Here is a 20,104-nt window from a genome sequence, read left to right as displayed (position 1 = left end):
TCAAAATATAATATAAAAAGGGTAGAGGTGGCATATGAACACGAGTATTTTTCAGGTAGCAGGGCCGGTCATGATTGGTCCCTCCAGCTCACACACTGCTGGGGCGGCTAAAATCGGCAGGATAGCCAGACAGATTGTAAACGGAGATTTTGACCGGGTGACGTTTGGCCTTTACGGTTCCTTTGATAAAACGGGAAAGGGGCATGGGACGGATAAGGCGCTGCTGGCCGGTGTCATGGGAATAAGAGAAGATGACGAACGGATTTCCAAATCCTTTGAGCTTGCTGAGCAGGATAATCTTGAATTTGAGTTTTATTCTGTTGATCTTCCCGGAGCTCATGAAAATTCGGTGATCATCACCTTCTATAAAAATGGAGAGATCCGGTCAAGGATACAAGGGGCTTCCGTAGGGGGAGGAAACGTAAGAATTGTGAAGATAGACGGATATGAAATTGGTATCAGCGGAGAGCTTCCCACGATATTTGTCAAACAAAATGACCAAAAGGGCGTCATCAGTCATGTGGCTACGATTTTGGCAGACAATGGAATCAATATTGCAACGATGAAGGTCAGCCGTATGCAGAAAAAACAGGATGCCATCTGTGTGATTGAAATTGATGATTCCATTGACGAAGAGATACTGAATCAGCTCAAGGCTCATCCATATATTCAAATCGTACGCTTCATTGCCTGCGCATAGGGGAAAGGAAACAGAAACATGTATAAGAATATAAAAGAACTTTTAACATTGGCACAGGAAAGGAACGAAACGCTTTCTCAGATCGTACTGGAAAACGAAGTCAAACACAGCGAGAAGAGTCCGGAAGAGATCTTACAGATTATGAGCGACCGATATGAGGTCATGAAGAATTCGGCGAAAAAAGCCTTGGAGCATCCTACAAGCCCGGAGGGAAACCTTATCTGTGGAATCGCTTCCACGCAATATGCGTATGCAACCGGAGAAAAAAAGAATCTTTGCGGTGATTTTATCAATCTGGTTATGGCCAGGGCGCTTTCTTCCAGTGAGGTCAATGCGTCCATGGGTAAAATTTGTGCCATGCCTACGGCGGGGTCCTGCGGAATCGTGCCGGCGGTCATCCTATCTGTAGCGGAAGAAAGAAAAGCAGCGGAAAAAGATGTGCTGATGGCGATGATTACCGCTTCGGGGTTCGGGGCTATCGTAACGGAAAATGCCACGGTAGCAGGCGCCGAGGGCGGATGTCAGGCTGAATGCGGAGTTGCAGCCGCTATGGCGGCAGCTGCTGCTGTAGAACTTTGCGGAGGCACACCTTTGCAGTCCGTGACCGCTTTCAGCTTGTCGCTTATGAACATCATGGGGCTGGTATGCGATCCGGTGGGCGGTTTGGTACAGATTCCATGTGCGCAAAGAAATGCTTCTCAGGCGGTCAATGCACTGCTTAGTGCGGATTTAGCCATGGCGGGCGTTCAAAGCTATATTGATGCAGATGAGGTCGTGGAAGCCATGTACAAGGTGGGCAAGCTTTTACCTATGCAGCTGAAAGAGACAGCGTTGGGCGGAGTAGCGGCGACCTGCAGCGGAGCGTGTTTAATGAAAGCCCTGCCGCAGCTGTAAGGAAATTTTGGGTTCAAGCTGTTCAACAGCAGGATAAAAGTGTATAATTAAATGTTAGGATAATGAATAAAACGGCCGGAAACGGCCGTTGATTACAGATTGGGAGGAAAAGATATGACATCGTTTATGTCACCTATAAAGTATGAGCATGAAAAAATGTATCTTCTTGATCAGACCTTATTGCCGGGACAGGAGGTGTATCTTGAGATTCAGAACAAAGAGGACTTGTGGGAGGCGATTTATAAACTAAAGGTCAGAGGAGCGCCGGCTATTGGAGTAGCGGCAGCCTGCGGCATATATGTCTGCACCAGAGATATGGCAGCGGCGAGCTTTGAAGAATTTTGCCATGCCTTCCATGAAGTGAAGGAATACCTTGCTTCCGCAAGACCTACAGCGGTCAATCTTTTCTGGGCTCTCAACAGAATGGAAGCGAAGCTTCTCTCTTTAAAAGAAAAAGCGAAAACTGAAACATGGGAGAGGGCTCAGATACATATTACACAGGAGCTGAAAGAAGAAGCACGGAAAATTTATCAGGAAGATGTGGATTCCTGCTATGCCATGGGAAAATACGGGCTGTCTCTTCTGAAACCCGGGATGGGCATTCTGACCCACTGCAACGCGGGTACCATCGCAACGGCCAAATATGGAACCTGTCTGTCTCCATTGTATTTGGGACAGGAACAGGGATACCATTTTAAGGTTTTTGCGGATGAAACAAGACCGCTTTTACAGGGAGCCAGATTGACTTCATGGGAATTAGATAAAGCGGGGATAGATGTCACGCTTATTTGCGATAACATGGCTTCCATTGTCATGAAGAACGGCTGGATCGACGCTGTGGTGGTGGGCTGTGACCGAATGGCGGCAAACGGAGACGGGGCAAATAAAATTGGGACATCGGGAGTGGCCATATTGGCGAAAGAATACGGCATTCCCTTTTATATGTTTGTGCCTACTTCGACTATTGATCTCAATACGCCTGCCGGAAAGGATATTCATATTGAACAAAGAAAGGGTGAAGAGGTCTATAAGATGTGGTATGAAAAACCAATGGCTCCGGAAGGAGTAAAGACATATAACCCGGCCTTTGATGTGACGGATGCAAAATATATTACCGCCGTTATAACGGAAAAGGGCATCATGTATCCGCCTTATGATATAAATTTGCCCAAGGTATTTGAAGTTTAGGCTTAATGAGTTAAGGAGCACTTATGAATATTTTTGAGAGAAACGTAAAAAAGGTAGTAATTTTAGCAGTAGTTGCAGCAGCATTTTCTCCGATCTTTGTTCGGCTCACTTCTGCACCCGCCATGGCAATCGGATTTTATAGGCTGGCTTTTGCCCTTCCTGTATTTGCAGTGATGACCCTGGTGAGACACCGGGAAGAGGCTTTGTCCATGACGAAAAAGCAGCTGGGCGGCTGCGCTGTTGCCGGTATATTTCTGGCAGGGCACTTTTTTTCATGGTTTACAGGAATAGAGCATACCAGTGTTGCCAGCGGAAGTGTTTTAGCCATGACGGATCCGTTTATGATCCTGCTGATTTCCGTTTTTATCTTTAAAGAAAAGACAAATAAAAAGGCAGTAGCAGGAGTTATTGTTGCCTTTATAGGAAGCGTTATCATATCGGGAAGTGACTACAGCATTTCTGCCGACACCCTGTTCGGAGATATTATGTGCCTGTTTGCGGCATTATTTATAGGTTTGTATTTTATTGCCGGTAATAAGTTTAGAAAGGGCATCAACGCAGCCGTATATGTATTTTTTGTCTTTTTGTTCTGCTGGATTACCTTCACCATTGGAATGCTGGTGACCGGAACGCCTTTTACCGGATACAGCGCAAATGATATGTTCTGGATCTTTGTAATGGCCATGGTGTGTCAGATTGGCGCACATGCCGTATTCAACTGGTGTCTGGGATATACCTCCGCCTTATATGTGGCAACTTGTGAGAATTTAGAGACGTTTATTTCAACGGGAGTAGCGATGGTCTTATTTGCCGAAATTCCTTCTATCTGGCAGATCGTAGGCGGTCTTACCATCGTTGCGGGTGTCATGTATTACACAAGACATGAGGGCGACAGCAATGGCATATAAAGTAAAATTGGATATCTTTGAAGGCCCCTTTGACCTACTGGTATATTTAATTGAAAATGCAGAAATGAGTATCTATGATATTCAGGTCGCAGAAATCACGGAACAGTATCTGGCATACCTGGAGCAGATGCAGGAGGCAGATGTAAATGTGGCGACTGAATTTATGGTACTGGCGGCTTCGCTGATTGAAATTAAATCTAAAATGCTGCTTCCGAGAAGTACACCTGTGGAAGAGGGCGTTGTGGAAGAGGACCCGAGAACAGAGCTGGTCGAAAAGATTCTGGAATATAAGAAATTTAAGGCGGCGGCAGAGCTTTTGGAAGGTTATGAGGATGAAAAGATGCGAAGCTTTGAAAAGCCGAAGGAAGATCTGGAACCCTACAGAAATGAAGCAGATGAGTTCTTGTCGCTGGACATTAAGCAATTTGTATCGGCCTTCAATCTGTTTTTAAGGAAAAAACAGCGGATTGAAGAGGTCAGAAAACATTATACAAGAGTGGAAAGACAAAAACAGAGTATTGAAATGAAGGTTCAATATATCGTAGATTTTTTTAAAAAGCACTGTTTTAAAAAGGTATCGTTTAAGGAACTAATAAACGGCGAAAGTGACCGGTATGACGTGGTTCTTACCTTTACCTCTATGCTCCAGATGATCCGGGACAGGCTGGTTCGGGTGGAGCAGCAACGGGCTTTCGGTGATATGGAAATAGAGCTGATGCCGCCCGCAGAAGAGCACGGTGGTATGATAGGAGAATGGGATGACAACTAAAAAAACGATTAAATCTGCTTTTGAGTCGATGATGTTTGTATGGGGAGAGCCTTTGGACGTAAAAACAGCAGCAGAGGTATTTAACATGAATTGGAAAGATGCCTATGATTATTTTCTGGAATTAAAACAGGAATATGAGCAGGAAGGCAGAGGAATAAGAATAGTGGAAGTGAACAAGTGCTTTCAGTTTGTGACGGATGCCGATAATTCTTCCTATATTGAAAGGCTGTGTACGCCGGTAAAGGAGAAAAAACTATCTCAGTCGGCTTTAGAAGTTTTGGCCATTATTGCCTATAAACAGCCGATTACAAAGGGCGAAATTGATTCGATCCGGGGAATCAAATGCGATCGGGTCATAGAAGGGCTGATGAAAAAGGAATTGATCCAGGAAAAAGGCCGGTCCAACGCCATTGGAAGGCCTATTCTTTATGGAACTACAGACGCATTTTTAAAGCACTTCGGATTTGAAAGCATACAGGATCTACCCGATATAGAGAACATAGAAAGCGCTGTTGCGGCAGGCGATCCTGAGGATGAGGTGTATGCCCAACAAATCGCACTAGATTTTGATACGTAACTGAAAAGCCGCTGTTTCCAATGGAGATAGCGGCCTTTTTAAAGAGTGAACCAATACCAAAGAACTACAGGCATTTGCACCTTTTATGAATGGTTCCATCCGGATCCACACAGCTGCAAGCACCGCATATTCCCTCACCGCAGCAGATATTTGCGTTGTTGCTATGTACAAACACCGGAGGGGTTGGCAAGTTTGAAAGCTCCTTTTGGATTTCTTCTATATAAAAATCCGAGGCTAAAGCGGCGACGATGGTATATCCGCCTTCTGTAATTTTTTCATGCAAAACAGACGCGCCGAGGCATTCTTGCAGGCTTTTTATATGCACCTTATCCGCGCCGGAAAAATGCAGATAATCCCATATTAACTGCGGGCAGATTTTATCGGGATCTACAATAATTTCGGTTTCTGTATTGCTTCCTGCCCAGTTCAGCAGGTTGATGGCAGGGGCGAAGCCCACCCCTTTTGTTAGAACCAGTAACTTTGAATCAGGAATGATTCGGCTGAATCGGCCGATTATGTTGGATATTCCGGAGATACCTCCCCTGTATACACCTCGAACAATCAAGTTTTCTTCCTGCATGCAAAGGGCTTTGGTTTTGGCAGAGATACTTTTTATGAGAACGGTAATAAAGCCTTGCTCCGTATCCGCCTGCATGATGGAAATAGGCGTCTGGTAATAACTGGCACAATCCGGGGCCTGTAAAAATATATAGCTGCCGGGAATGGCAGACTTTAAGGCAAAGCCGCGCCCCACTTCCAAAGTAATAACGTATAAATCTTCTAAGTATTTCTTTTTTGATACAATTCTTGCACTGAAATCTTTTCTTGGATTATTAATTTTTTGGTTGCTCTGAATAAATTCATTATATATACAGACCCCTTTCCACAGACAGTCGCAGTATTCTTTCCCCTGTAGTCTGCTGCATATAAGGCAATCTCCAGTGGCAGCCAGATAGCAGGGGCAGTTTTCTGTACCGCTGTCTATGCAGTCCATGTTGTTCATAGAATTCATGAGTCATCCTCCCACCTGATTAATTTAATTACTATCAGTATATTTTTATGGGAGGGAAGGGGTGATATTATTTTAAAGAAAAACCGTAATCCATCAGCTTGTAGGAGTCGTTGAACCAGTCAGGAGCTTCCATGACGACGCAAATTAGCTGTTTCCCATCTCGCTGGGCCGAGGCGACCAGCGTTCTTCCGGATGCCTTTGTGTAGCCGATTTTGATTCCGTTTCCTCCTTTGTATTGGTGAACGACTTTATTTTTGTTGTAAAAGTAATTATATTTATCGGGAGCTCTGCCGGCTTGCCATGTCTCCGCAGCAACAATTTTTTTGAAGGTTTCGCTCTTCATAGCCGCTCGGGATATACGGGCCATGTCGGCAGCGGTAGTATAATGATTTTCATCAAAAAGTCCGCTGGGGTTTAAGAAGTTTGTATCCGTGCATCCAAGCCTATGGGCTCGGGCGTTCATCATATCCACAAAATTTTGCTGATTGCCGCCTATGATACAGGCCAAAGCGGTAGCGGCATCATTTCCGGAGCGCAGCATCATGCCGTATAGAAGATCTTCAATACTGACCGTTTCATCCGGAGCCAAATAGATGGAAGAACCTTCGACGCCCACGGCTTCGGCGGGAATCTTCACCTTTTGAGTCAGATCGCTATGCAGACGCTCTGCGGTTTCAATGGTAAGCAATGCGGTCATGATCTTGGTCGTGCTGGCAGGGTAAGCCTTATCGGTGGCATTGCGTTCATAAAGAATCTTGCCGTTAGCTGCATCGATAAGGATGGCCTGTTTGGCAGAGATGTCCGGAGGGGCTGCGGCAGAGGTCTCTTTGGAGATAGGCGGCAATAAGAGGTACGTTATAATCAAGCTTACAATAAGAGTAAAGAAGATACCTGCCCGGAAGAACTTAGAAGAAAAAAATCGTTTTGTCTTGGGAATGTTTTTATGCTCATAGATTTTACTTAATTCCATTATATAACCCTCCATCTAAATATATTTACGATGATAAGGATTGCTTTATGCAAAAAAGTGTCGGGAATATCCCATATGACTTGATAAAATAGCACACCTGTGATAGTATAGTAAAGGTAATTTTAAAAATAATTATTCTTGTGTAGTCTTGGCACTGCCGGACTGCCGGGTTGGAGGTACAAAATGAAAAGAATACAGACTATTGAAACAAGAAATCTTGTGGATTCAGCTAAGAAAGGCGGATGCGGAGAATGCCAGACATCCTGCCAGTCAGCAAGCAAGACTTCATGCAGCGTTGCTAATCAGCAGTGTGAACAGCTAAAGAAATAAGCTAAACTTTTCAAATCGCTATAGGCTGCAAAAGCTTGTAGCGATTTTTACATTCTGCCCAGTGCTTCAGCACTGCTGGCAGAATGTATGCTAGAAAGTTCCAAGAGACAGAGTCGATTGGCAAACTTTCATCGTATAATAAAGCAGGCCCAGTGCTTCAGCACTGCTGGCAGAATGTATGCTAGAAAGTTCCAAGAGACGGAGTCGATTGGCAAACTTTCATCGTATAATAAAGCAGGCCCAGTGCTTCAGCACTGCTGGCAGAATTTACGAGATAGATTATATAGAGGATGAAGAAAGGATACCGAATATGGTACATACTTATAAAAGCAACGGTTATAACATTGTTTTAGATGCGAACAGCGGAGCTGTTCACTGCGTGGATGATGTGGCATACGACATCATTGAGATGCTGGAAGAGGGTATTAACAGAAACAATATTACGGTTAATATATTGAAAAAGTACAGCCACCTCCCCGAAGTAACCAAAGAAGAAATAACGGAGATCTTTGATGATATAGAAGAATTGAAAAGGCAGGGAAAACTGTTTTCAGAAGATATTTATGCCAAGATGTCCTCCGAGTTTAAAAAGCGTCAGTCCGTAGTGAAGGCGATCTGCCTGCACGTGGCTCATGACTGCAATCTGGCCTGCAAATACTGCTTTGCGGAAGAAGGGGAATACCAGCAGGGGCACAGAGGGCTGATGTCTTATGAAGTGGGAAAAAAGGCTCTTGATTTTCTTATTGAAAATTCAGGAACCAGAAAAAATCTGGAGGTGGATTTTTTCGGAGGAGAACCCCTTATGAATTGGGATGTGGTGAAGAAGCTGGTCGCATATGGACGTGAACAGGAAAAGCTTTATAACAAGAATTTTAGATTTACGTTGACGACCAATGGAATCCTGCTGGACGACGAGGTCATGGAGTTTGCCAATCGGGAGATGGGGAATGTTGTTCTCAGTCTGGACGGACGAAAAGAGGTCAACGATAAATTAAGAGTATCCAGAAATGGCAAAGGCTCTTATGATACCATTCTGCCTAAATTTTTAAAGATGGCAGAAGAACGAAATCAGCAAAATTATTATATTCGGGGAACCTATACGCATTACAATACCGACTTTGCCAATGATATATTACACATGGCAGATCTGGGCTTTAAAGAACTCTCCATGGAGCCTGTAGTGGCGTCTCCGGAAGCGGATTACGCCTTGACGGAAGAGGATCTTCCAAAGCTTCTGGCAGAATATGACCGCCTTGCCTGTGAGATGATCAAGAGAAAGAAAGAGGGAAAAGACTTTCATTTCTATCACTATACCATTGATCTGGCAGGAGGACCCTGTATCGTAAAACGAATCTCCGGATGCGGCGTAGGGACGGAATATCTGGCTGTTACACCGGAAGGGGATTTATATCCCTGTCATCAATTTGTAGGAGACGAGCATTTCCTGTTGGGCAATGTCTTTGAAGGAATAAAAAATGCTGATGTATGTGATGAATTTAAGGCTTGTAATATTTATTCCCACGAAGAATGCAAGAATTGCTTTGCCCGCATGTATTGCAGCGGCGGTTGCGCAGCCAATGCTTACCATACCACGGGGAGCATCTCAGGCGTGTATGATTTCGGATGCGAGCTGCATAAAAAAAGAATTGAATGCGCTATTATGATTCAGGTAGCTGAAAGATTTGGGCAGAATTAATACCCAAAGAGCATAAGGAAAGTAAAACAGGTTTTTGTTCCGGATAAATGGGGGCAGAAACCTTTTTGCTGTCCCGCCATTTAAATTTTTTTTTCTATAAGCATCGCAGAAAATGCAGATATAGCTGAATAATTGGATAAAAATTGAGGGATCTATGGCGGAAACAGTTGACAGACAGATTAAATAAGCGTATTCTGTTAAATTGGTAAGACCAATTCAGAAGGAGTACATATGAAATATTTAAGACAATTTGGAATCATTTTATTGATTACCTTTTTAGGAGAAATTTTAAAAACAATTATTCCACTCACTATTCCCGCCAGCATATACGGTCTGGTGCTGATGCTTATAGCCCTCCAGACTAAAGCGATCCATTTGGACAGCGTGGAGGACGCAGGCGTATTTCTTATAGAAATCATGCCGGTGATGTTCATTCCTGCGGCGGTAGGCCTGATGGATTCATGGGCGGTGTTAAAGCCTATCTGGATTCCGGTAATCGTGATAACCGTGGTGACCACCATCCTGGTCATGGCAGTAACGGGTAGAGTCACCCAATTTGTAATAAACTTGGAAAAGAGGAGGGGAGCAAAATGAGCAGTTTTTTAGAAGGTTCGACGTTTTTTGGAGTCACCGTCAGTTTGATAGGCTATCAACTGGGCGTTCTTTTAAAACGAAGGTTTAAAAATCCTGTTTTTAATCCGCTGTTAATCAGCATACTATTTGTAATACTCATGCTCCTTCTATGCCGTGTTCGATATGAGGACTACAATGAGGGCGCTAAATATATAAGCTTTTTACTGACGCCGGCTACGGTATGTCTGGCTTTGCCTTTGTATCAGCAGATGGAATTGTTGAAAAGCCACATAGCGGCTATTTTGGCCGGGAGTGTAGCCGGTGTACTCACTGCGTTGGGCAGTGTTTTTATTCTGGCAAAAATATTTGGACTCAATCACCAGGAATATGTCACCCTGCTTCCCAAGTCCATAACGACTGCTATTGGAATGGGCATTTCGGAAGAACTTGGCGGCATCGTAACCATTACGGTAGCCGTTATAATTATCACAGGAATATTGGGTAATGTCATAGGAGAAGGGGTCTGTAAGCTTTTCAGGATTAAGCAGCCTATAGCAAAAGGCTTGGCACTTGGAACGGCAGCTCACGCCATAGGAACGGCAAGAGCTATGGAAATGGGTGAAGTAGAAGGTGCTATCAGCAGTCTGGCCATAGCGGTATCGGGACTTTTGACCGTAATTGGTGCATCAATATTTGCATACTTTATATAGCGAGGTGGAAAAGATGATTATTACCATAGGAAGAGAATATGGAAGCGGCGGACACGATATTGGGGAGATGCTTGCCGAAAAGCTCGGCATAGTTTTGTATGATAAGGAAGATCTGGCTGAAAGATCAAAAATACTGGGCTACTATGAGGAGGAAAAAACCTTCTATGAGGAACAACCTGCGAACAGTCTCCTTTATGCCATATCCAAGGGGGAGGAAAATGGAAAAATGAGCGCTAAACCGTTTAAACATATAAAGGAGATCACGGAGAATCAAGCCTGCGTCATTATAGGAAGGTGCGCGAATGTTATTTTCAGAGAAGAGGTGGAGCATATCAGTGTTTTTGTGCATGCAGATCTTTTCAAAAGAGCAGAAAGGATTGCCGATACGAATCATATCAGCAAAAAAGAGGCTGAATTATTAATTCGCCAAACCGATAAAAGAAGGGCAGAGTTTCATCATCAATACACCGGCGAGGATTGGGGCGATTCCAGAGGATACCAATTATCAGTAGATAGTGGCAGGATAGGCATAGAAGGAGCCGTACAAGTAATCTGTGACTATATGGAAGCTAAGAGGCGGTGGGAGAACGGTGGAAAACAGGGAATATAGAAAAGTCATCGAGTATGTCAAAAATGAAATAAAGCGAGGGCACATCCATCTGGAGGATAAGCTTCCCGCAGAGCGGGTCATGGCGGAAGAACTGGACATGAGCAGAGGTTCTGTTCGGGAAGCCCTGCGAACCATGGAGAACATGGGTATGCTGGAAAGCAGGCAAGGGTCGGGAAATTACCTGACAGGAAATTTGAATAAGGCTTTTCAAGAATCCATCAGCATGATGTTTTTATTAAAACAGGTGAGCTACAGCGAGGTCAATACCCTGAGAAGAGCAGTGGAGACGGAAGCTTATACATTAGCCATAAAAAATATTTCAGATAACCAGATAAAACAGCTGAAAGAGGTACTTGAATCCATGCAGACGGTTGAAATAGACGAGCTGATTCTAAGGGATAAAGAATTTCATTATCAGATGATCCGTGCTTCGGAAAATCATTTGATTATAAGCATTATGGACGCATTAGAGGAAATTTATGCCGCTTCGGTGGAGCATATGCTGCGATCCGTATCGGAGCAGACAAAAAACAAGCTTGTCCTATGCCATGAAAAAATGTTGGACTGCATGATAAGAAAAGATGAGGATGGCGGTAGGAAAGCCGTGAATGAACATTATGATCTGCTTGAGTCTTGTTATCACAGAAAGAAATAAAACTTGAAATAAAACAAATGAATAAAATGTAAGGCGATGAACGACTTCAATTGTTAGAACAAAAATCTAACGAATTGGAGTCATTTTTTGTTCAATGATGGATCGGATGTCTGATAAAAGACAAATTCCGAACAATATAAAAATATTTGCCTTAAATAGTTCGTATTTATGCTAAATTTTTTTAAAAATAATCAGGTATTTCTTGTATTGCGCTAAAAAATATGCTAATCTTTAACCATAAAGAACAGAAAGAAGTAAAAAATACGAACAATTAATCATAAAAATCCGATGAATGTACGGAGAAAGGAATACGTATATGGTAAAGTGCATCTTTGTAGAAAAAAAGAAAGGGTTTGATGTTGAGGCACAGGGGCTGAAGGAGGAACTCCGACAGAACCTTCATCTGGAAAAGTTAACGAACGTTCGAATTTTGAATAGATATTATATAGACGGAATAGATGAAAGCACCTATGAACAGTCGATATATACTGTTTTTGCAGAGCCTGCCGTTGACTGTGCCTATGAAGAAAAAACGCCGTCAGATTTAGGGACAAATATGTTTGCGGTGGAGTTCCTTCCCGGTCAGTACGATCAGAGAGCGGATTCGGCAGCGCAGTGTATCAAAATGATGGAAGCAAAGGCTCAGCCTGTGGTAAAGTTTGCGAGACTGATTGCCTTACAGGGAGACATTACAAAGGATCAACTGGATGCAGTAAAGCATTACTGCATTAATCCGGTGGATTCACAGGAAGCGTCCATGGAAAGACCGGAACATTTACATATGGAAAGTGCTGTGCCGGAAGACGTAGCTGTGATAGAAGGATTTACTGCTATGGATTCCAAAGAATTGGAATCTTTCCGGAAAGAAAACGGATTTGCCATGAGTGCAGAGGATCTGCTGTTCATCCAACATTATTTTAAAGCCGATGAAAAACGGGATCCCAGTATTACAGAGTTAAAGGTAATCGACACCTACTGGTCTGATCATTGCAGACACACGACGTTTATGACGAGATTAACGGACATCCAGTTTGAAGAGGGAGCCTATGCCGATTTGATCGAAAAGGCTTTTGATGAATATCTGGTCATGAGAAACGAGGTGTATGGGGAAAGAGCATATAAATCTTCCGAAGAGGGGGGCAAGGATATTTGTTTGATGGATCTTGCCTGTATCGGAGCAAAATATCTGAAAAAGCATGGAATGGCTGAGGACTTGGATGAATCCGAGGAAATAAATGCGTGCAGTATCAAGGTGAAGGCGAGAATAGATGACAAGGAGGAAGACTGGCTTGTCATGTTTAAAAATGAAACGCATAACCACCCCACAGAAATTGAGCCTTTTGGCGGTGCGGCTACCTGCCTTGGAGGGGCTATCCGAGATCCGCTTTCAGGCAGGGTGTATGTTTATCAGGCCATGAGAGTGACCGGCTCTGCAGATCCGAGAAGGCCCATTGAGGACACTCTTGATGGTAAGCTTTCTCAACGAAAGATTACCCAAGGAGCAGCATCAGGATACAGTTCTTACGGAAATCAAATCGGACTGGCTACGGGACAGGTAACGGAAATATACGACGAAGGCTATGTGGCAAAGCGAATGGAAATTGGTGCGGTGATCGGTGCCGCTCCGGCATCCCACGTTAGACGGGAAAGACCGTTAAAGGATGACATCATCATTTTGGTAGGGGGAAGAACCGGGCGAGACGGCTGCGGAGGTGCCACCGGCTCCTCTAAGGAGCATACTGAAGAGTCTATTTTGAACTGCGGAGCCGAGGTTCAAAAAGGCAATCCTCCGGTGGAGCGAAATATTCAGAGGTTGTTTAGAAGAAAAGAGGCAGCAACCTTGATTAAGAGGTGCAATGATTTTGGAGCCGGAGGGGTCTCCGTGGCTATCGGTGAACTGGCGGACAGTCTGGATGTGAATCTGGATCTGGTTCTGAAAAAGTATGAAGGATTGGACGGAACAGAACTGGCCATCTCAGAATCACAGGAGAGAATGGCTGTGGTCGTTTCTAAGGAGGATGCGGATCAATTTATCGCCTACGCTCAGGAGGAGAATCTGGAAGCAGTGGCTGTGGCAAAGGTTACGGATACGGGGCGCTTCCGGATGTTCTGGCGGGGAACGTGTATTTTAAATTTAAGCAGAGCATTTTTAAATACCAACGGAGCTACGCAGGAAGCAAAGGTTCTGGTAAAAAATAAAGCTTTGTCTGATTCGGATAAAGAAAAAACAACAAAAGCAGATTGGGACAGTCTTTTATCGGATTTGAACTGTTGCAGCCAGAAAGGCTTAACGGAGCGCTTTGACAGCACCATCGGGGCAGCTACGGTGCTAATGCCGCTGGGAGGAAAATATCAGCTTTCACCGGCAGCCGGTATGGCGTGTAAGCTGCCGCTGACAAAGGGAGAGACGACAACTGCTACGCTGATGGCCTACGGATTTGATCCGAAGATCGCCGCATGCTCCCCTTATCATGGAGCGTTATATGCGGTCATTGATTCCGTGACCAAGATTGTTGCCATGGGCGGTGACTATCAAAACATCCGTCTGACCTTTCAGGAATACTTTGAGCGGATGACAGAGAATCCGGAAAGCTGGAGCAAACCGTTTACGGCTCTTCTCGGAGCATTAAAGGTTCAGAAGGAGCTGGGCATTCCGGCTATCGGAGGAAAGGACAGTATGTCCGGTACTTTTATGGATATTCACGTCCCACCGACGATGGTATCCTTTGCGGTGGCGGTGGCGGATGCAAGAGAGGTTCTTTCCACGGAATTAAAGAAAGCAGATAGTCAATTAATCTATCTTTTCACAAAGCGGGATAAAAATCAAATCCTGGATTTCCATACGTATCGGAAAAATATGGCCCGGGTTCGAGAGCTTGCTAAAGAAGGAAAAATTCTTTCGGCAAATACCGTTGGAAGAGGAGGAATTCTCCTTTCTGTTGTAAAGATGGCAGTCGGTAATAAAATCGGTGCTTCATTGGAGCATGTGACTCAGGAGGAGCTTTATGAACCGCAATATGGAGCATTGATTCTTGAAGTAGAAGGCAGCGCAGATACGGCCTCCCTGTTTAATGGTGTTTCGTATAAGAGAATCGGATATACCTGTAAACGGGAAAGCATTACTGCGAAAAGTGCCGGTGAGAATAATAACCGTTCAGAGACTTTTGAAATGGAACTGGAAGAGGTGATCCGAAAATGGACGGAACCGCTGGAAAGTGTATTTCCGGTGAGAACCTCCGATTTTAAAGGAACCATGGATCGGACAGACGTTCCAAGCATTACATACCCGGTGGAAAAAAGGGTGTCACCGGCCATCAGAATGGCAAGACCAAAGGTGTTGATTCCTGCTTTTCCGGGAACGAACTGCGAGATGGATTCCAAAAGAGCTTTTGAAAAAGCAGGAGCAGAAGCAGAAATTTACATTATGAGAAATATGACACAGAATCAGCTTATTGATTCGATGAAGGAGCTGGAAGAAAAAATTAGAAAAAGCCAGATTTTGTTCTTGCCCGGAGGGTTTTCCGGCGGAGATGAACCCGACGGTTCAGCAAAGTTTATTACAGCCGTGTTCAGAAATCCGAGAATAAAAGAAGCCGTCACTGAGCTTTTGGAAAACAGGGACGGATTGATGCTCGGTATCTGCAACGGATTCCAGGCCCTTATAAAGCTGGGTCTGGTGCCTTACGGAAGGATTATGGAGATGGACGAGAACGCACCGACGCTTACCTATAACAAAATCGGCCGTCATGTTTCCTGTTTGGTGAATACAAGAATTGCCTCCAATAAATCCCCTTGGCTTGCCGGTACATCGGCAGGGGATATTCATACCGTTGCGGTATCCCACGGAGAGGGCCGTTTTATTGCCGGAGAAGCACGGATGGCAGAGTTGATTGAGAACGGTCAGATCGCAACTCAATACGTTGATTTTGACGGGAAGCCTTCCATGGATATTCAGTTCAATCCGAATTACTCGGCCTGTGCTGTAGAGGGAATTACTTCTCCGGATGGGAGAGTATTTGGAAAGATGGGGCATTCAGAACGAATTGGCTCGTATGTATATAAAAATGTAGAAGGAAATACGGATCAAAAAATCTTTGAATCCGGTGTGAAGTATTTTAAGTAGGAGGAGACAGATGAAAGCAGCAATCGTAATGGGAAGTAAATCAGATTATCCCGTGGTACAGAAAGCAGAAGATATTTTTAAACAATTCGGAGTGGCGTGTGAGACCAGAATCATTTCTGCCCACAGAACGCCGAAGGTGGCAGAGGAATTTGCCAGGACCGCAGAAGAAAAAGGAATTGAAGTGATTATTGCGGCAGCTGGAAAAGCCGCACATCTGGCCGGAGTGCTGGCAGCGACTACTCCCCTTCCGGTCATAGGACTTCCGATGAAATCCAGCACAATGGATGGACTAGATTCTCTGCTTTCCGTGGTTCAGATGCCAAAGGGTGTGCCTGTAGCCACGGTAGCTATTGACGGCGCAGAAAATTCAGCATTGCTGGCTGTTCAGATGCTCGGTATCAAATATCCTGAGCTGAGGCAGAAAATAAAAGAATATAAAATCAAAATGGAACAAGACATTATAGCACTGGATGCAGAATTTAATAAATAAAAGACAATGAAATGCGGGAACTAATAACAGGATATATGAATGAAAAAGTAACGGGAGGAAAGAAAAATGAAAAAGTTAGAAATGCTGTATGAAGGAAAAGCAAAAAAGGTGTACAAGACAGAGGATCCAAAAAAACTGATCGTGGATTATAAGGACGATGCCACGGCATTTAATGGTCTTAAGAAAGGACAGATCGCCGGAAAGGGCGTGGTAAACAATACCATGGCCAACATTATTTTTAAGATGCTGGAGGAGAAAGGCATTCCGACCCATCTGCTCGAACAGCTAAACGAAAGAGAAACTTTAGTAAGAGCGGTGCAAATTCTTCCTCTTGAAGTCATCATCAGAAATGTATCTGCCGGATCTTTTTCAAAGAGATACGGTGTGGAAGAAGGTATCGTCTTTAAACAGCCGGTTTTAGAGTTTTCCTATAAAAATGACGAGCTGGGCGATCCGCTGATCAATGATGATCATATTCTTGCACTGGAGCTGGCCACACCAGAGCAGCTGGAAGATGTAAAGAAATATGCTTATGAAGTCAACGACGCACTAAAAGAATTTTTCTTACAGCGGGATTTGAAGCTGATTGACTTTAAGATTGAGTTCGGCTTATATGACGGCAAGGTCATCCTTGCAGACGAGATTTCTCCTGATACATGCAGACTTTGGGATGTCCACACCAACGAAAAGATGGATAAGGACAGATTTAGAAGAGATTTGGGGCAGGTAGAAGAGACCTATCAGGAAGTGTTCAGCAGGATACAGAAATAGCCGTGTGAAAAGGGCTTGTAGGGATGACTTTTAGCGGTTTATGTATATAAAAGAAATTGGAGAACATAAATGATTGATATAAATCAGGAATTGAAGACTTTTGAGGATGAAAAGTTTCATGACGAATGTGGGGTCGTCGGTGTTTACGAACCCGGAAACAAGCAAAATGCCCGCTCTGTATATTTCGGACTGCATTCTTTGCAGCACAGAGGACAGGAAAGCGCAGGTATCGCGGCAAACCTGGGAGGAAAAATTCAATATTACAAGGAAATGGGTCTGGTGCAGGAAATTTTTAATGATGAGATCATCGAAAGGCTTCAGGGCGATATAGCCATCGGTCACGTAAGATACAGCACTGCCGGAGAAAGCCATGCGGTCAATGCCATGCCGCTGGTAGTCTACCATAAAGGCGGTGCGCTGGCCTTGGCACATAATGGGAACCTGGTAAATGCCCGGATATTACGGGAAGAAATGCAGGATGACGGTGTCATTTTTCAAACGTCCATCGATTCTGAAGTAATAGCGGCACTGATTGCACGGCACTTAAAGAACAGTACCATTGAAGAGGCTATCACCCGGACGCTGCAAGAAGTACGGGGTGCATATGCACTGGTCATCACCTCAGCCAATAAATTAATTGGGGTGCGGGATCCCAACGGCATAAGACCTTTGTGCATCGGGAAAACAGATCAGGGCTTTGTGCTTTCTTCCGAAAGCTGTGTTTTTCCTCTTTTAGGAGCAAAGCTGCTGCGGGATGTAGAGCCGGGTGAAATGATCGTCATTGAAAACAATGAAATAAAATCCTATCAATATGCCAAAACCGGAAAAAGAGCTTCTTGTGCTTTTGAATACGTGTATTTCTCAAGACCAGATAGTGATATGGACGGAAGAAATGTGTATACGGCGAGGAATCTGTGCGGAAGAATCCTTGCTAGGGAGCATCCGGTGGAGGGAGATGTTGTTATTTCTGTACCGGATTCCGGTACAGTAGCCGCAATCGGATATGCCAAGGAATCGGGCATACCATACGGAGAAGGATTCATAAAGAACCGATACGTAGGAAGAACGTTTATTCAGCCGGATCAGCGTATGAGAGAACTGAGCGTCAAGTTGAAGCTTAACGTGCTGAAAGAAAATGTCGCAGGGAAACGGGTCATTATGATCGATGATTCCATTGTTCGGGGAACCACCAGCGTCAAGATAGTAAAAATGCTGAAGGATGCCGGGGCAAAAGAAGTTCATGTTCGGGTGGCTTCTCCGCCTGTAACGGACCCTTGTTTCTTTGGGATTGATACACCGGACAAAAATAAGCTCATTGCAGCGACTCATGCCATCGAAGAAATCAGAAAAGGAATGGGTGCAGATTCCTTAGGCTATTTGAGCGTGGAAGGAATGCTGGAAGCCATAGGTCTGGGGGAAGATAAGATTTGCACAGCCTGTTTTACCGGAGATTATCCCATGGAGCTGCCTGAACGGAGCATGAAATTTGAAGAATAACGGAGGATGATATGGAGAGCAAACTAACGTATAAAGATGCCGGAGTGGATACAAAAGAGGGTGAAAGAGCCGTAGAGCTGATGAAGCCTCACGTAAAGAAAACCTTTAATGAAAATGTCCTTACAGGTTTGGGCGGATTCGGAAGTCTCTTTAAGCTGGATACCTCCGGCATGGCGGAACCCGTTTTAGTTTCAGGAACAGATGGGGTCGGAACCAAGTTGAAAATTGCATTTCTGATGGATAAGCACGATACGGTAGGTATCGACTGCGTAGCTATGTGTGTGAATGACGTCCTCTGTCAAGGGGCAAAGCCCCTGTTCTTTCTTGATTATATAGCGACCGGAAAGGTCAAGGCGGAGAAGGTCTCTGAAATCGTAAAGGGCGTTGCAGAAGGCTGTTATCAGAGCGGGAGTGCGCTGGTCGGCGGAGAAACGGCCGAGATGCCGGATTTCTATCAGGATGGGGAATACGATATGGCTGGCTTTTCCGTAGGTGTCGTGGATAAGAATAAAATGATTACCGGCGCAAATATAGAAAAAGGGAATCAAGTCATTGGCATCGCTTCCAGTGGGATACACAGCAACGGCTATTCTCTCGTAAGAAAAGTATTCTTTGAAAAGATGCGGATGAAAGTCGGTGATTATGTGGAGGAGCTGGGCATGACTCTGGGAGAAGCTCTGCTGACCCCCACTAAAATCTATGCGAAGGCCTGCCATGCCGTTTTAGATAAACATTCTATCAACGGAATTATACATATTACCGGGGGTGGATTCTTTGAAAATATTCCCAGAATTATTCCGAAAGGCTTGGGCGTAAAAATTAAAGTAGGCACATGGGAGGCTCCGCCTATTTTTTCCTATATTCAAAAATGCGGAAATATTGATCAGACAGACATGTTTTCCACGTACAATATGGGGGTCGGCATGATGATGATCGTGCCGGAATCAGAGGCGGAAGCCGTTGTTGCCTCTCTGAGGGCTGCGGGAGAAACTGCGGAGGTTATCGGTGAAATCGTTGAAGGGGAAGGTGTGGCTTTATGCTGAGGATTTCGGTTCTGGTTTCCGGTGGGGGGACGAATCTGCAGGCTGTCATGGACTCCATAGAATCCGGCAAAATCAAAGATGCGGAGATTGCCTGCATTATTTCCAGCAATCCAAAGGCATTTGCTTTGGAAAGAGGGAAGAAGCGTCATATCAAAACGTTCGTTGTTGATAAAGGACAATATCCGGCTATGTCTCTCCGGACAAAGGCACTGCTTTCCGCATTGCAGGAAGCTCGGACGGATCTGGTGGTTCTGGCAGGATATATGAGCATTTTAGAGCCGGAACTGATAAAGGCGTACAGCGGAAGGATTATCAATATACATCCTTCCCTGATTCCCAAATACTGCGGAAAAGGTTTTTTTGGACAACGGGTTCACGAAGCCGTTATCGCCGCCGGCGAAAAAGAAAGTGGTGCGACTGTTCATTTTGTGGACGAAGGAGTGGATACGGGGCCGATCATCCTCCAGCAAAGGGTGCCGGTTCTTGCAGGAGATACGCCCGAAGAACTGGGAGCACGGGTTCTTGCAGTAGAGCATCAAATTTTAACGGAGGCTATCAATAAAGTGATTGCAGAACTTTAGTTTTACA

20 protein-coding genes are annotated in these 20,104 nt (G+C 44.5%); 18 read left to right on the top strand and 2 right to left on the bottom strand.

The features are described from left to right. Positions 1–34: 34 nt before the first annotated feature. From sdaAB to scpB, 6 genes are all read left to right on the top strand, one after another. On the top strand, positions 35–700 hold the full coding sequence (gene sdaAB / locus EQM06_RS11945; protein ID WP_128746586.1) for an L-serine ammonia-lyase, iron-sulfur-dependent subunit beta: 666 nt from the start codon (positions 35–37) through the stop codon (positions 698–700). A gap of 18 nt (positions 701–718) precedes the next feature. Beyond that, positions 719–1,594, top strand: coding sequence for an L-serine ammonia-lyase, iron-sulfur-dependent, subunit alpha (sdaAA, locus tag EQM06_RS11940; protein WP_128746585.1), 876 nt, complete (start codon positions 719–721; stop codon positions 1,592–1,594). A gap of 114 nt (positions 1,595–1,708) precedes the next feature. After that, the gene (mtnA, locus tag EQM06_RS11935) at positions 1,709–2,782 is read left to right on the top strand and encodes an S-methyl-5-thioribose-1-phosphate isomerase (protein ID WP_128746584.1); all 1,074 of its coding nucleotides are present in this window, start codon (positions 1,709–1,711) and stop codon (positions 2,780–2,782) included. A gap of 23 nt (positions 2,783–2,805) precedes the next feature. After that, on the top strand, positions 2,806–3,690 hold the full coding sequence (locus tag EQM06_RS11930) for a DMT family transporter (protein WP_128746583.1): 885 nt from the start codon (positions 2,806–2,808) through the stop codon (positions 3,688–3,690). Beyond that, positions 3,680–4,459, top strand: coding sequence for a segregation and condensation protein A (locus EQM06_RS11925; RefSeq protein ID WP_128746582.1), 780 nt, complete (start codon positions 3,680–3,682; stop codon positions 4,457–4,459). The genes EQM06_RS11930 and EQM06_RS11925 overlap by 11 nt, the downstream gene beginning before the upstream one ends. Continuing rightward, positions 4,449–5,036, top strand: coding sequence for an SMC-Scp complex subunit ScpB (gene scpB, locus EQM06_RS11920; protein ID WP_128746581.1), 588 nt, complete (start codon positions 4,449–4,451; stop codon positions 5,034–5,036). The genes EQM06_RS11925 and scpB overlap by 11 nt, the downstream gene beginning before the upstream one ends. Positions 5,037–5,100: 64 nt before the next feature. Here the strand turns inward: scpB and EQM06_RS11915 are convergent, their stop codons facing one another. Further along, positions 5,101–6,048, bottom strand: coding sequence for a hypothetical protein (locus tag EQM06_RS11915; RefSeq protein ID WP_128746580.1), 948 nt, complete (start codon positions 6,046–6,048; stop codon positions 5,101–5,103). Between the two features lie 67 nt (positions 6,049–6,115). Continuing rightward, on the bottom strand, positions 6,116–7,018 hold the full coding sequence (locus EQM06_RS11910) for a D-alanyl-D-alanine carboxypeptidase family protein (protein WP_164914450.1): 903 nt from the start codon (positions 7,016–7,018) through the stop codon (positions 6,116–6,118). A 183-nt stretch (positions 7,019–7,201) separates the two neighbouring features. Between EQM06_RS11910 and scfA the strand changes: the two genes are divergently transcribed. From scfA to purN, 12 genes are all read left to right on the top strand, one after another. Further along, the gene (gene scfA, locus EQM06_RS11905; RefSeq protein ID WP_128746578.1) at positions 7,202–7,348 is read left to right on the top strand and encodes a six-cysteine ranthipeptide SCIFF; all 147 of its coding nucleotides are present in this window, start codon (positions 7,202–7,204) and stop codon (positions 7,346–7,348) included. Positions 7,349–7,658: 310 nt separating this feature from the next. Continuing rightward, a complete protein-coding gene (gene scfB, locus EQM06_RS11900; RefSeq protein ID WP_128746865.1) occupies positions 7,659–9,044 on the top strand; it encodes a thioether cross-link-forming SCIFF peptide maturase in 1,386 nt (461 codons plus the stop codon). Positions 9,045–9,275: 231 nt separating this feature from the next. Beyond that, entirely contained in the window at positions 9,276–9,638 is a 363-nt protein-coding gene (locus EQM06_RS11895; protein ID WP_128746577.1) for a CidA/LrgA family protein, read from the top strand. Beyond that, entirely contained in the window at positions 9,635–10,327 is a 693-nt protein-coding gene (locus EQM06_RS11890; RefSeq protein ID WP_128746576.1) for an LrgB family protein, read from the top strand. Before EQM06_RS11895 ends, EQM06_RS11890 begins: the two co-directional genes overlap by 4 nt. 13 nt (positions 10,328–10,340) lie before the next feature. Further along, positions 10,341–10,937, top strand: a complete 597-nt coding sequence (locus tag EQM06_RS11885) for a cytidylate kinase-like family protein (protein WP_128746575.1) — start codon at positions 10,341–10,343, stop codon at positions 10,935–10,937. Next, complete coding sequence (locus EQM06_RS11880) at positions 10,918–11,592, top strand: FadR/GntR family transcriptional regulator (RefSeq protein ID WP_164914449.1); 675 nt, start codon at positions 10,918–10,920, stop codon at positions 11,590–11,592. Before EQM06_RS11885 ends, EQM06_RS11880 begins: the two co-directional genes overlap by 20 nt. Before the next feature lie 316 nt (positions 11,593–11,908). Next, positions 11,909–15,715: a phosphoribosylformylglycinamidine synthase gene (locus EQM06_RS11875; protein WP_230974972.1), complete on the top strand. Its 3,807-nt coding sequence runs from the start codon at positions 11,909–11,911 to the stop codon at positions 15,713–15,715. A 10-nt stretch (positions 15,716–15,725) separates the two neighbouring features. Continuing rightward, complete coding sequence (purE, locus tag EQM06_RS11870; RefSeq protein ID WP_128746572.1) at positions 15,726–16,205, top strand: 5-(carboxyamino)imidazole ribonucleotide mutase; 480 nt, start codon at positions 15,726–15,728, stop codon at positions 16,203–16,205. A 66-nt stretch (positions 16,206–16,271) separates the two neighbouring features. Beyond that, the gene (gene purC / locus EQM06_RS11865; RefSeq protein ID WP_128746571.1) at positions 16,272–16,976 is read left to right on the top strand and encodes a phosphoribosylaminoimidazolesuccinocarboxamide synthase; all 705 of its coding nucleotides are present in this window, start codon (positions 16,272–16,274) and stop codon (positions 16,974–16,976) included. Positions 16,977–17,045: 69 nt separating this feature from the next. Next, on the top strand, positions 17,046–18,473 hold the full coding sequence (gene purF / locus EQM06_RS11860; protein ID WP_128746570.1) for an amidophosphoribosyltransferase: 1,428 nt from the start codon (positions 17,046–17,048) through the stop codon (positions 18,471–18,473). 11 nt (positions 18,474–18,484) lie between these two features. Then, positions 18,485–19,516 carry a phosphoribosylformylglycinamidine cyclo-ligase gene (gene purM / locus EQM06_RS11855; protein ID WP_128746569.1) on the top strand — a complete coding sequence of 344 codons (1,032 nt, stop codon included), beginning with the start codon at positions 18,485–18,487 and terminating at the stop codon, positions 19,514–19,516. Next, positions 19,510–20,097: a phosphoribosylglycinamide formyltransferase gene (purN, locus tag EQM06_RS11850; RefSeq protein WP_128746568.1), complete on the top strand. Its 588-nt coding sequence runs from the start codon at positions 19,510–19,512 to the stop codon at positions 20,095–20,097. The genes purM and purN overlap by 7 nt, the downstream gene beginning before the upstream one ends. Positions 20,098–20,104: the final 7 nt, after the last annotated feature.

It is taken from the genome of Aminipila luticellarii, assembly GCF_004103735.1.
Lineage (GTDB): Bacteria > Bacillota > Clostridia > Peptostreptococcales > Anaerovoracaceae > Aminipila > Aminipila luticellarii.
Note: the sequence above shows the minus strand (reverse complement) of the source record. Positions and strands in the feature narration are given on the sequence as shown.